Genomic DNA, 13,565 nt, shown 5'->3' with positions numbered 1-13,565 from the left:
ATAGAACAAAAATGATTGTATTATACAACTATATTCGATGTCAATGAAAACAACCCGAAATTTGAAAGGCAGTGTGATCTGCACATGGTCAATGATAGATCGCTGGAAAAACTGGAACTTGAAATCGCCATGATGGTGCGGCGGCTCCGCCACCGGTCCCCCGACATAGATGAAAAGCAGAAACTCCAGCGGGCCAGCTATTTCATCATGCTCATGCTGGCCGACAAGGGACCGATGGGTGTAAAGGATATGGCAGACCGGCTGCACCTGGATATCTCCACTGTCAGCAGACAGGCCGGAGATCTGCTCAAAAAGGAATTTTTGAAAAAGACACCATCTGAAACGGACAAACGGTCCTATAAGTACGAGATGACGGATAAAGGGCAGGAAGTGCTCGAAAGCAACCGCGAAAGCCGCGAGGAGCGGTTCCGCAAAATGATTGATCAGTGGAATGAAGGGGAAATTGAGGAATTTGCCCGACTGCTGAAAAAATTCAACAGTCTGATCGAGTCGGACTGATGACAAAAGCAGCACCCCTGTGCGGGATGCTGCTCTTTTTTGTCTAATGCTTCTGCTCTGCCGGTTTGCGCAGTCTGAATGCGAGGATGAAACCGGCGAGTGAAAAGATGCCGGTGAGTATGAATGACATGTTCACACCGTGGATCATGCCGGCGGCCCCCTCCCCCGGGATCATCGCGATAGTCATGACCGACACGAAAAGTGCCGTTCCGACGGCGCCGGCCACCTGGCGCATCGTGTTGTTCATCGCGGTGCCGTGCGGCACCAGCCTGTCCGACAGCTGGTTCAGCCCGGCGGTGGTGGACGGCATCATCACCATCGATATGCCGAGCATGCGGACTGCATTGACCACCGTAAGATATGTGAATGTCGTTTCTGTATCGAGCACCGCAAACATGAAGGTGGTCACAGTGACGATGCCAAGCCCCGGTATCACCAGCCACCTGGCGCCGAATTTATCGAACATCCGGCCGGTGACGGGACTCATGATGCCCATGAGAAGTGCACCCGGCAGCATCATCAACCCGGACTCGAATGCGGTGAAGCCGAGCATGTTCTGCATCAGGATCGGCAGTATGATGGCACCGCCGATCATCGTCATGAACGCCACCATGCCGATGATTGTGGCAAGGGTGAATATCGGATCTTTGAACACCCTGAATTCAAGTATCGGCTGTTTGAGCCTGAACTGCCTTCTGATGAACAAAGTCAGTGTCACAGCTCCGACAGCAAGTGACGTAATGACCGTCGCGTTCAGCCAGCCGCTGCCTGCGACACTGAATCCATAGAGCAGTCCGCCGAAGCCGAGTGTCGACAGGATGATCGAAGTGACATCGAGCTTTGGATTCGTCTGCTCGGTGACATTCCTGAGTATGAAATACGCGACGATGAGGTCGATGACGACAATTGGCAGTATGATGTAGAACAGACCGCGCCACGGATAGATTTCAACAAACCAGCCGGACAGCGTCGGCCCGATGGCCGGGGCAAAGCTGATGACCAGCCCGAAGAAGCCCATCGCCGTCCCCCGCTTCTCCCGCGGATAGACCAGGAACAGGATCGTCTGCATCAACGGCATGATGATGCCCGCGCCTGAAGCCTGGAGTATTCTGCCGAGCATGAGTATCGTGAAGTTCGGTGCGGTGCCGCAGACCAGAGTACCGATTCCGAACAGTGTGAGCGCTGTGAAGAAAAGCCTTCTCGTCGTAAATTTTCCGATGAGGAATGCCGTGACGGGGATCATGATGCCGTTGACCAGCATGAAGACGGACTGCAGCCACTGGGCCACGTCCGCTTCCAGATCGAGATCCGCCATGATATGCGGGATCGCTGTTGCGAGCAGCGTCTGATTCAAAATTGCGGCGAATGCACCCGACAGGAGGACCAGCATCAGCGGCAGCTTCTTTATCTCTTTTTGTTCTTCCATTTCCTGTACATGTTGGGTCATAAGATTTCCTGCTTTCATTATCGAAAAAGTACGTCTCTGATCTTCCTGCATATAAGAGTGTAAGCGTCCCCGGAAACGGGACGCTTACAAATATCATCTGTCTTTGGCGAGCCTGCTGATTTCCGCGATGACCTTCACTGCTTTTTCCATCACATCGACCGAGGCGTATTCAAATTTGCCGTGGAAGTTCTCCCCGCCTGTGAACAGGTTCGGTGTCGGAAGCCCCTTATACGACAGCTGGGAGCCGTCGGTTCCACCCCTGACCGGCTGGATGACAGGCTCTATGTCCAGATTCCGCATCGCCTGTTCTGCATAATCGACGATTTCCATCACCGGTTCAATCTTATCCTTCATATTATAGTACTGGTCGTGCATTTCAAGCGCGACACGTTCTTCACCGTATTTTTTACCTATCTCCGCGACGTTCGCCTCCATCAGACGTTTGCGGGCTTCGAATTTCCCTTTGTCGAAGTCGCGGATGATGAATTCCGCCTTCATCTTTTCAACATCTCCGCCCATCCGCGTCAGATGGATGAATCCTTCATAACCCTCTGTGTGCTCCGGCGTCTCATCTGCATCGAACATCGTGACGAATTCGGACGCCATACGGCCCGCATTCACCATCTTGTCCCTGGCTGTCCCCGGATGCACACTGTTGCCGGTGAATGTCACATGCGCACTTGCGGCGTTGAAACTCTCGTACTGGAGCTCACCTTCCGGGCCGCCGTCCACGGTATAGGCAAAATCGGCACCGAAGTGGTCGACGTCGAAGTGATGCGGCCCGCGTCCGATCTCTTCATCCGGCGTGAATGCCACACGTATCCTGCCGTGCTTTATATCATCATTATTTATCAGGTATTCCATCGCCGTCATGATTTCGGCGATGCCGGCTTTATTATCCGCCCCAAGGAGTGTCGTGCCGTCTGTTGTCATCAGCGTATGGCCTACGTATTTTTCCAGTTCAGGAAACTGGTTCGGCGACAGTACGACATTCTCCTCCCTGTTCAAAATGATGTCCCCGCCCGCGTACTCGATGATCTGCGGGTTGACGCCGGCGCCTGTGAAATCAGTCGACGTATCCACGTGTGCGAGGAAGCCGACGACCGGCGCACCTTCGACATTCGCCGGCAATGTCGCCATGAGATATCCTTTGTCATCTGTTTCCACATCGGCCATACCGATGTCCTTAAGCTCCTGTTCGAGCAGCCTGATCAGGTCCCACTGCTTGTCAGTGGACGGTGTCGTGTGACTTGCTGCATCCGATTGCGTGTCTATTTTTACGTATCTCGTCAGGCGTTCAATAAGTTTGTCTTTCATATCCCATTCCCCCAAGAATCATTTTAGTTATATTCTACCATACGAATGAGCGGAAATTTATCGATTGGCACACACCGATGGTAGAATAAAGGCAACTGATGATCGGAGGAGATTACATGGAACTATCCGAAGAAAAACCCGATCTGCTTCTGAAACTGCAAAAAGGCGGCCTCGTCATTTAATCTGGAGCGGCCATTTTGGCTAGAATCTTGTCCAAATGGAGATTTTTCCGACTCATCCTGTGCCATGACACCTTTTTGATGGCATAGGCTCCCCACAACTCAAAAAAGCAGACCGCAAGGTCTGCTCAGGCAACAATCTATATATTTTTGATATCTTTCCATCCGAAGACGAGTTCAGTCAGTCTGTCGCCGCCGATATCCGTTTCTTCCTTGGCGATGACGCGGCCGCCCATCTTTTCGTAGAAGCCGCAGGCATCGTTGTCTTCGAGCGCGATGATGATCATGCTTTCAAAACCGCGTTCGATGAGGTCGGCGACCACCGCATCAAACAGCCTGCGTCCACCTCCTGTCCCCTGCACCGCCTCATAAAGGTAGATGGCGTAAAGCTCCCCGTCATATCCGATATGCTCCTCGGAGCGTTCAGGACCGCCGACGGCAAAACCGACAGTGCTGCCCTCCTCATCAATAAGCAGGAACGTATTATTCTGTGTAACCACCGATTCCCATACTTCCTGGCGCTTTCTATAATCGAGTGCGGACAGATAATCATCGCTGACTATCCCCTTATAAGTCGTACGCCAGCTGTCGACCTGCACTCTCGAAATATCTTCAGCATCCGACACACCTGCAGTTCTGATTTCAAATGACATAGTGCTTCCTCCCTCAACATCTTGATGGATAACCTTACTACAGCAATCTGAGCCTGACTTCCCCTTCTTCTTCATAGTAGTAGAACTCCGACAGCAGTTCGGAGTCGAATACTTCAAACATCTCCTTGAAATCCCGGGCGAGCTCATAGTCCAAAAGCTCGCTCTTATCAATCCAGAACACTTCTCCTTCATCACTTGAAGTAAGCTGTCCTTCAAACTCATCCGTCCGGTAGAATAAAACGACATACCTTGCATCATTTTTGTCCTGAAACTGTTTCGTTCCACACAGCTTCAAAGATTTTACAGTAAGACCCGTTTCCTCATAAACTTCCCGCCTGGCTGATTCAACGAATGACTCCCCCACCTCAACCTTGCCTCCCGGAAAAGTGATGCCGGGCCAGTTGCTGCTCACCCGGTCCTGCACGAGGATCCTGTTTCCGTCACACACCATACACATATTGGTAAATACCGCACTTTCATAATCTGCCATATCCCCCACCTACATGATGTCCGTCTTCAGCTGGCGGTCGCGGTTATGCCGCTCAAGCGAGAGTTCGATCAGCCGGTCGAGGAGTTCTGAATATCCGATACCTGATGCTTCGAGCAGCTTCGGATACATGCTGATGCTTGTGAAACCTGGCAGTGTATTGATTTCGTTGACGATGACTTCACCGGTTTCCGTCAGGAAGACATCCACCCGGGCCATGCCTTCGCAGTCGAGTATCCTGAACGCATCAAGTGCCGTCTTTTGGATCCGCTGTTTAGTATCCTCCGCCAGTTTCGCCGGTATTTCCAGCGCCGCCCCGTTCTCGTCGATGTATTTCGACTCGTAGCTGTAAAAGTCGGTGTTCGCAATGATTTCCCCGGGCACTGACACAATGGGATGGGCGTTGCCGAGGACGGACACTTCGATTTCACGGCCTTCCACCGCACTTTCGACCATGACCTTGGTGTCGAATTCAAATGCGAGTGCCACTGCTTCATAGAAGCTTTCTTCGTCAGTGACTTTGGAAACCCCGACGGAAGAGCCCTGATTCACGGGCTTCACGAACATCGGCAGGCCGAGTTCCCTTTTAACGGTGCCGTAGTCCACACCGCCCTTTTCATCGTGTCTGTATAAAACCCAGTCCGCCACCTTTATGCCTTCAAGCTTCAGCAGTTTTTTCGTCATGTCCTTGTCCATGCAGACGGCGGAACTCCGCACGTTGCAGCCGACATACGGGATGTCCGCCATCTCCAGCAGTCCCTGCACGCTGCCGTCCTCCCCAGCGGTACCATGCAGAATCGGCAGGATGACATCGAGGGCTTCCCCGCCTTTTTTCGATGACAGCTGTTTCGACGGGATGATGGACAGCCCTGTTGCCCCGTCACCTGCTTCAAGACTCCTGATCTCTTCGGACTGGTGGCTGAGCAGCCACTCCCCTTTCTTTGAAATATGTACAAGCTTCACATCATATTTATCCTTATCCAGGGCGTCCAGTACACTCTCTGCCGAACGCATCGACACCTCATGCTCCGTCGACTGTCCGCCGTAGAGTATTCCCACGTTCAATTTCGCCATATCATTCCACTCCTAAATTCTGACCGTTTCTGTTTACTTTATAATATCACACAGCGCCTCCCGTTTCTTTTATTTTCCCCCGCAGCCCTTCATTTCCATGCTATAATCTTTGATGGATTAAAATTTCATATTTCGAAATAAAAGGAGGGTCACCCTTGAAGAAATTCTTCTCCTATTATGCACCATATAAAGCACTGTTCATGCTGGATTTCACATGTGCGGTCATCGTCGGCCTGCTCGAGCTCGCGTTCCCGCTCATCGTCAACCTGTTCATCGACGAGCTGCTCCCCGGTGAAAATGTCCAGCTCATACTCCTTGCAGCAGCCGGCCTTGTGGCAATCTACCTGTTCAACACGCTGCTTCAGTTCATCGTTACATACTGGGGCCACATGCTCGGCACCAACATCGAGCGTGATATAAGAAACGAAATGTACGGCCACATCCAGCGTCTGTCCTACCGTTTTTTTGACAATACGAAGACCGGCAGGCTGCTGACACGCCTGACGAATGACCTGATGAACGTCGGGGAGATGGCACACCACGGCCCCGAAGACCTGTTCATCGCTGTAATGACACTGCTCGGCGCCTTCGGCATAATGCTGTCGATCAATGCCGAGCTTGCGGTGATTTCATTCATCATCGTTCCCGTCATACTCATCATCGCCATATATTTCAATAAGAAGATGACAGTCGCATTCAGGGAGCTGTTCGGACGGGTTTCTGACTTCAACCATATGATCGAGGACAAGGTCGGCGGCATCCGGCTCGTACAGGCATTCGCCAATGAAGACCGCGAACTCCGGGCATTCAAGGAAATCAACGAGGCGTTCAGGAAGACGAAGCTCAAGGCCTACAAGATCATGTCCTTCAACAATTCATCCACCTACATGCTCATGCGCCTGGTGACAGTGTTCATCCTGATTGCGGGCACGTATTTCGTGATGAACGGGGAGCTGACCTACGGGGAATTCGTCGCTTTCGTCCTGATTTCAAACATGCTCTTCAAACCGCTCGAGAAGATCAATGCAATCATCGAACTGTATCCGAACGGCATCGCCGGATTCAACCATTTCATGGAGATCATGCGCGAGGAACCCGATGTCAAAGAGCGTGATAATGCGGTTGAATTGAAAGATGTCCGCGGGAATATCACATATGAAAATGTCAATTTCAGGTACGAAGAAAAGATGATACTTGATGACATTTCACTTACCGTGAACCCGGGTGAAACGATTGCCATAGTCGGACCGAGCGGTGCCGGTAAGACGACACTCTGTTCTCTCCTTCCCCGATTTTACGATATAGACGGCGGGATGATCAAAATCGACGGCACCGACATCCGCGACCTGACACTGTCCTCACTCAGGGAAAATATCGGCACAGTGCAGCAGGATGTATTTTTGTTCTCGGGTACGCTCCGTGACAACGTCGCATATGGCAAGCCCGAGGCGACGGATCGGGAAATCCATGAAGCTCTGGGCAAAGCCCGGCTGACTGAACTCGTTGAAAGCTACCGAGATGGACTCGATACTGTCGTCGGTGAACGCGGGGTCAAGCTTTCAGGCGGCCAGAAGCAGCGGATTGCAATTGCCCGGATGTTCCTGAAAAATCCACCGATACTGATTCTGGATGAAGCAACCAGCGCTCTCGATACGGAAACAGAGATGCAGATCCAGAAGGCATTGAACCGCCTCGCCGAGGGCAGGACGACGCTCGTCATTGCCCACAGGCTCGCAACGATCAAAAACGCAGACCGCATCATGGTCGTGACGGCAGACGGCATCACTGAAACCGGCACCCATGAGGAACTGCTTGCCATCGAAAAAGGCATCTACAGAGGACTTCACGAGGCACAGTTCAGCGTGCAGTAACCGCTGTCCGACATAAAAAATCTCCGGCATCACTTCATGATAAGTGACGCCGGAGATTTTTTGTATCAGCTTTCGTTTTCATCAGGTCTTTCCATCAATTCTTCACCATTTTTCCCTTCATAGCGCAGGCCCCATCCTGTAAGTGCTGCAATGAGCATGATGATGAAGAGGAACCAGCCCTGGAATACAAACGGGAATACTGCCGTCGGCTCTACGACAGGCAGCCAGTCGTACGAGTCTGCCTTTATCGTCTGGATCGTCGACCAGCCAAGCAGAACCGGTGCACCCCACGGGAAAATATAGCCTAGGGCCGAAGTCACCGCATCCAGCATGTTTGCACGGCGGTAGCGGTGGATCTGATATTTCTCACCGATTTCCTTCACGAATGGCGCAGCCGCGATTTCTGCTGCCGTATTGATTGTTATGGAACTGTTGAGTAAAGAAACAATCGCCCAGATGGAAAGCTCTGCTCTCCGGACGGAATTCCTGATCCATTTGACCAGTCCGTTCGTTATCGCGGCCATTGTTCCGCCGAGACGCATCAGATGGGCTGACCCGACAATCAGCAGGATGAGTATTGCCATGTTGAAATACCCTGTCAGCCCGGACACAAGCGCGCCCTGTACGACATTATCGGAGTCCGCATCGAAGCGTATGATGTCCCCGAGTGTCCCCGGCGCAATCAGCAGTATCAATACGATCGCCGCCAGGATCCCCCATGTCAGCGATGTCAGCAGATGCTGCCCGGATAAAGCAAGGATGAGGACGATTGCGAAAGGCACGAGCATGATCAGTCCGCTCGGGCCCACGGTTTCCATTATGGATCCTGCAGAAGCCTGGCTCGTCGTCGAGCCGTTACCGCCGAATACTGCAAAAAGGATGACGGCCGGTACAGCTGCAGCAATCGAATATTTGAAACGGCTGCGGACGACGCCCGGCACATCCGCTTCCTGTGTCGTAGCCGATACGATTGTCGTATCGGAAACCGGCGCCAGGTTATCACCGAATACTGCACCTGCCAGAATGGCGGCGAACATGAACGTCGGGTCTCCTCCCACTGCGACACCCGCCGGATACATCAGCGTACAGAACGCAACGGTGGTCCCGTATCCCGTACCGACAGCAGTTGAGAATGTTGATGCCAGTAAGAAAGTCAGCGCTACGAACAGGCCGCCTTCGACGCCTGTCACCGAACCGATCCAGACCAGCCCTTCCACCAGTCCCCCGACCTGCAGAATCTGTGCGAACATGCCGGCATAGAACCATGCCACCATGGCGATCACACCTATCGGCTGTGCCAGGCCGTCAAACAGCCCCTGTGCGTAGTCCTCCCATTTGCTTTTGCATAAAAGAAGCCCCAGGGTCACACCCATCACGGAACCCAGAACGAGCGCAACTTCAGATGACAATTGCATTACACTGATTGTAATCGCCCATACTACAAAGAATAGTAAAGGAACCGCTGCCCCAAATGGTCCCATCCGGAACTCCAGTTTCTCAACCTTCCTCTCCCCTGTAGCACGATCCAATTCTTCGTTGTTACTCAATTTTCTCCCCCCTTGTTTTGACGGCATCTCAAAAGTTGAAGATACCGTTTCCCATTTTACCCTATCACATTTTCCGAATATACCGAATAGATAAATAACTGTTTTTAACTTAACTGATTTGCGTAAAATCAGTGGCAGAACCAATTTGCCTGAATATTCGATAAAAATCATTGACTTTCAAATGAAGTACTGATATCATTTGTTACAATCTTAATTGAATTGAGTGATACTTATGTCAAACACATACATGCAGACTCAATTGAATACTTTCTTTTTCAGCGATTTTAGATAGCGTCTATATTCCATCGTGGATATAGGCGGCATGCATATATCTATGATGGCTGATTTGAACACGCAAATTTTCAAAATCCGGCCATGGAGCAATCTGAATGGCTGGATTTTTTCATCACCTTTTTAACCATTCGGGTGCCTCCTGCAGGCGGGTCCGGATGGTTTTTTATTTCACAATATTCGAGGAGTGGTTTTTATGTTGATTGGATATCAGGGCGTCGAAGGATCATACAGCGAGTTGGCATGCAGAAAGTTTGCAGGCGGAACAGAGTATCAAATGAAAGGCTATCCCACTTTCAGGACCCTTGTTTCGGCGATGATGGACGGGGAGCTCGATTACATTGCACTGCCGGTTGAAAACTCCACAAGCGGTCCGATCACCCGCACCATCGATCTGATGAAATATCTGGAAGTTTCCGCAGTCCGGGAAGTATACATCAAAATCGACCACGCACTGATCATGGAGTCCGCCGCGGAAATATCCGATATCACGACCGTCTATTCCCATCCTGAGGCACTCGAACAGTGCTATTCCTATTTGAGCAAATATCCGAACATAGAAGTCCGGGAATATACAGACACAGCTGAAGCGGTGAAGATGGTGAAAGAAACCGGCGACCCACACATCGCCGGAATCGCAGGCAGCCATGCCGCAGCTCTGTATGATATGACCGTCATCCGTGAAAACATCAGTGACAACCCACTCAATACCACGCGGTTTTTGTTCTTCCGCAGGGGTGTGCAGGGCCCGCGGCCGGAGACGAATAAAACATCGCTCTACATCGAATCCGATCACAGCACCGGTTCGCTGAGCGAAATCCTGAACATTTTCAGCCGTCACGGCATCAATCTGCTGAACCTCACCTCCCGCCCGATCCAGCACAAGCCATTCTCCTACGGATTCTTCATCGATGTCGAAAAAGGCAGGGAAGACTCCGTGCTGGCCGAGGCATTGGAGGATGTCCGGCATGTGAGCAACTATATCAATATGCTGGGGACATACCAGAAGGGCGAGATTCCATCGTATGAAAAGATGCTTACGAATGAGTAGCCGCTCTCACGCCGGCTTATTCCCTGTTCCGGATTGACCACCCTGCACCCTCGCCCCGCTCCTACAAAAATAAGCCCTCCCGGCCGGGAGGGCTTATCCTTTCATCTATTTTCTGTATCTTAGGCGGTAGTAAAGATAGTACAGTGCCGGTGTCGCGATGAGTGACAGTATTGTCGAGAATGCGAGCCCTGCGATTACAGTCACCGCGAGCGGTTCGAACAGCACGTCCCCGGAGAGCGCGACGGGGACGAGTGCGATGATGCTGGTGAATGTTGTCAGCGCGATCGGTTTGAATCTTACCCGGCCGCTTTCGAAGATCGCCTGATGGATATCGAATTCCCCTGCTCTGCGCCTGGCTTCGATGAAGTCGATCAGTACGACGGCGTTCCGGACGACAATTCCGGACAGTGACACCATCCCCATGATGCCGAGGAAGCTGATTGGTGTCTGGGTGACGAAGAGTCCGATGATGCCGCCGCTGAATGCCAGGAAGATACTGAACACTGTGATGAGCGGCATGACGATGGAGTTGAATTCTATGGCGATGACCAGATACACAAGCACCAGTATCACTGAGAATAAAATCCCGATCTCGACGAAGAAGTCGGTCTGATCCGATGACTCACCGCCGACTGTAAGTTCTGTCGTACCGCCGAGTCCCTTTTCGAAGTCTGCGATGGTCTGATTCACCATTTCCTCGTCATCCGCGTACACCTGGAGTTCGGCCGTCCGGTCCCCGTTGCTGTGCTGGATGGAAGGCGTGTCTTTTGTCTCTTCGATGTTGACGAAATCAGACAGCGGATACGTCTCGGGCGCACCCTCACCCGGCTTGACGATGTCCACGTTATATATCGTGTATTCATCCGAATACTTGAGATTCGTCTCTCTCGAATCCCCGTCCATGATGATCTCCTGGATCGGAATGCCCTCTGAGATCATGTTCAATTCATTCTTCACCTGGGAGACGGACACGTCTTCCTCTTCAAGCGCCGCATAATCGATGCTGTAATTCATGGTCTGAACCTGGCTGCCAATATTGGAAGTGACGATGGCCCCCTTAGATTCAAGCAACTCGGTAAGTGCGTCCACTTCATTGTTCAGCGTGTCCAGATCCTCCTCGAACAGTTCGACCGTAACCGGCGCACTTGCCGGCGGCCCCTGGATGATCGTTTCCATGAATATCGTGGCCTCCGGGAATTCCTCACGGACCCTGCTCTGATATTCATCGATGGTTTCTGATGCACTCATCTTTTCTTTATCTATCTCAAGCGCAATCTGTGCCGTGTTCGGCCCTGACTGCTCAAGTGACGCACCGAACAGGTTCGGCAGCCCCTCCCCCGTGAATAACGAAGCGGATTCCACATGATCCATCTCCTCAGTCAGATAGGACAGTAACTCCTGCGCGTCTTCATGCGTCTTTTCGATCGTCTGACCTTCATCGAATATCAGGTCGAGGGTCACTTCCGACCGGTCCGCCTCGGGGAAAAATTCAAATGGCGTGAAGCGGATCAGCCCGACAGAAAGCACAGCGACGATGAGCACCGCAAGAAATGCGAGCAGCGGACGCTTTATGATCTTCGGCAGAATTCTGTCCGCATAGAGATTACTGCACCATGTGAACGCCCTGCCGATCAGGCCGGGATGCTTCGGCACCTTCTTTTTGACGATCAGATACCGGACGGCCGGCACGAATGTCAGTGCCAGCACGGTCGATACGATCATCGTCGATATCAGTATGCTCGGCAGCGCCTTGATGAAGTCACCGTTCGCTCCGGACAGGAGCAGCAGCGGTGAAAATGTAAAGACGATTGCAAGCGTGGAGGCGATGACAGACGGGGCGACTTCCTTCACGCCGTTGTAGACGGCGTCCATCCGCCTGTCCCCGACCGCAAACCGCCGCTCTATGTTGTCGTTGACCACAATCGAGTCATCGACCAGTATGCCGAGTGCGATGATCAGTCCGATGACGGATATCTGGTTGAGGTCGACACCCATCCACGGAATCGGCGCCAGCCCGATCAGCACCGACAGGAACACAGTAACCATCACCGTGACGGAACCGAACCATGACAGGCCGAGGGATGTGCCGACGATGACTGCAAGCAGTGCGATGGCGAGTGATGTATAGAGTCCGACGAATATATCTTCGACATTCTCACGTTCGGAGGAGATGTTATCCACCGCTATATCTCCAGGGAGTTCTCCAAATCCGTCATCAACGACGGATTCGACCTCTTCCGACACAGAAGGCACATCTTCACCCGGTGCCAGGAAGACAGTGAAGGAAACCGCCGGCGCCCCTTCAAACTCCACGATGTCCCGAGGCACATCCTGCACTTCCGCAACTTCAGCCACCTCATCAAGAGGTATGTCTTCATCGCCGACCCTCACCTGCCCAAGGACTTCGGCCGGTTCCCGGTCCTTGAATGACAGGCGGATGGTCTCATCGCCTTCCGTGTCCTGACCGAGTATTACCGGATTCAGCGACAGTTCGATCTCATTCATGATTTCATTCGGGTTCAGCTGGTTTTCAGCCATGGCATCCCAGTCCAGCTGGATCTCATACTTATAGTCTTCATAGCCTTTCAGCGTGACACTGTCGACGCCGTCCATCTGTGATACTTCCTGCTCCAGCTTCTCGAGGCCGTTCCTTGCCCCGTCCAGGTTCTGCCTGTCATCACTGTGGATCTGATAGCTTAGGAGCGGGAAGTTGTTGCTCAGTGATTCCACTTCCGGTTCTGCAGCATTTTCCGGCAGGTCGCCGCCGAGTCCGGCCACGACGTTGTTGACGTCATTCAGTACATCATCCGGATTGCTGCCGTCCGCAAGCTGAAGTGTGATGACGGACACGTCATCCTGAGACACCGAGGATACATCCTCAAGCCCCTCCACACCGAAAATCTCCGATTCGATGAGATTCGTGACATTCGTCTCCACGTCCGCCTTGTCCGCCCCCGGCCATGCCGTCGTGACATTGACAAGGTTGACTTCGGTCTCGGGAATTTCACGCTGCTCGATCGTCAAAAATGTATAGACGCCCAAAACCGACAATGTGAATATCAGTATGATGAACAACAGACTTCTCGTCAGCAGTATTTCATAAAGCTTCTCCATCCAGTTTCCCCATTC

At 52.1% G+C, this 13,565-nt stretch carries 10 protein-coding genes; 3 read left to right on the top strand and 7 right to left on the bottom strand.

Annotation, left to right across the window (positions count from 1 at the left end):
- Positions 1 to 15: 15 nt before the first annotated feature.
- On the top strand, positions 16 to 519 hold the full coding sequence (locus tag WN59_RS12755) for a MarR family winged helix-turn-helix transcriptional regulator (protein ID WP_052747445.1): 504 nt from the start codon (positions 16 to 18) through the stop codon (positions 517 to 519).
- A gap of 43 nt (positions 520 to 562) precedes the next feature.
- Here WN59_RS12755 and WN59_RS12750 read toward each other — a convergent pair whose 3' ends face one another.
- The 5 genes from WN59_RS12750 to ddlA form a co-directional block, all read right to left on the bottom strand.
- Entirely contained in the window at positions 563 to 1,966 is a 1,404-nt protein-coding gene (locus WN59_RS12750) for an MDR family MFS transporter (RefSeq protein WP_046580721.1), read from the bottom strand.
- A 93-nt stretch (positions 1,967 to 2,059) separates the two neighbouring features.
- Positions 2,060 to 3,283: a peptidase T gene (gene pepT, locus WN59_RS12745; RefSeq protein ID WP_046580719.1), complete on the bottom strand. Its 1,224-nt coding sequence runs from the start codon at positions 3,281 to 3,283 to the stop codon at positions 2,060 to 2,062.
- Positions 3,284 to 3,602: 319 nt separating this feature from the next.
- Positions 3,603 to 4,115: a GNAT family N-acetyltransferase gene (locus WN59_RS12740; RefSeq protein ID WP_046580717.1), complete on the bottom strand. Its 513-nt coding sequence runs from the start codon at positions 4,113 to 4,115 to the stop codon at positions 3,603 to 3,605.
- Between the two features lie 37 nt (positions 4,116 to 4,152).
- On the bottom strand, positions 4,153 to 4,605 hold the full coding sequence (locus WN59_RS12735) for an 8-oxo-dGTP diphosphatase (protein WP_046580716.1): 453 nt from the start codon (positions 4,603 to 4,605) through the stop codon (positions 4,153 to 4,155).
- Between the two features lie 9 nt (positions 4,606 to 4,614).
- A complete protein-coding gene (gene ddlA / locus WN59_RS12730) occupies positions 4,615 to 5,676 on the bottom strand; it encodes a D-alanine--D-alanine ligase (RefSeq protein ID WP_046580713.1) in 1,062 nt (353 codons plus the stop codon).
- A gap of 200 nt (positions 5,677 to 5,876) precedes the next feature.
- On the opposite strand from ddlA, the gene WN59_RS12725 reads away from it, so the two are divergent.
- A complete protein-coding gene (locus WN59_RS12725) occupies positions 5,877 to 7,547 on the top strand; it encodes an ABC transporter ATP-binding protein (RefSeq protein ID WP_046580879.1) in 1,671 nt (556 codons plus the stop codon).
- A 65-nt stretch (positions 7,548 to 7,612) separates the two neighbouring features.
- Here WN59_RS12725 and WN59_RS12720 read toward each other — a convergent pair whose 3' ends face one another.
- Positions 7,613 to 9,094 (bottom strand): Na+/H+ antiporter NhaC family protein, encoded by a 1,482-nt coding sequence (locus tag WN59_RS12720; protein WP_082099316.1) that lies wholly within the window; start codon positions 9,092 to 9,094, stop codon positions 7,613 to 7,615.
- A gap of 487 nt (positions 9,095 to 9,581) precedes the next feature.
- On the opposite strand from WN59_RS12720, the gene WN59_RS12715 reads away from it, so the two are divergent.
- Positions 9,582 to 10,436, top strand: coding sequence for a prephenate dehydratase (locus tag WN59_RS12715; protein ID WP_046580709.1), 855 nt, complete (start codon positions 9,582 to 9,584; stop codon positions 10,434 to 10,436).
- Between the two features lie 105 nt (positions 10,437 to 10,541).
- On the opposite strand, the gene WN59_RS12710 is transcribed toward WN59_RS12715, so the two are convergent.
- Complete coding sequence (locus WN59_RS12710) at positions 10,542 to 13,550, bottom strand: efflux RND transporter permease subunit (protein ID WP_046580707.1); 3,009 nt, start codon at positions 13,548 to 13,550, stop codon at positions 10,542 to 10,544.
- Between the last annotated feature and the right edge of the window lie 15 nt (positions 13,551 to 13,565).

The sequence above is a fragment of the Salinicoccus sediminis genome (assembly GCF_000986795.1).
Taxonomy (GTDB): domain Bacteria; phylum Bacillota; class Bacilli; order Staphylococcales; family Salinicoccaceae; genus Salinicoccus; species Salinicoccus sediminis.
This window is presented reverse-complemented; position numbering and strand designations above follow the sequence as displayed.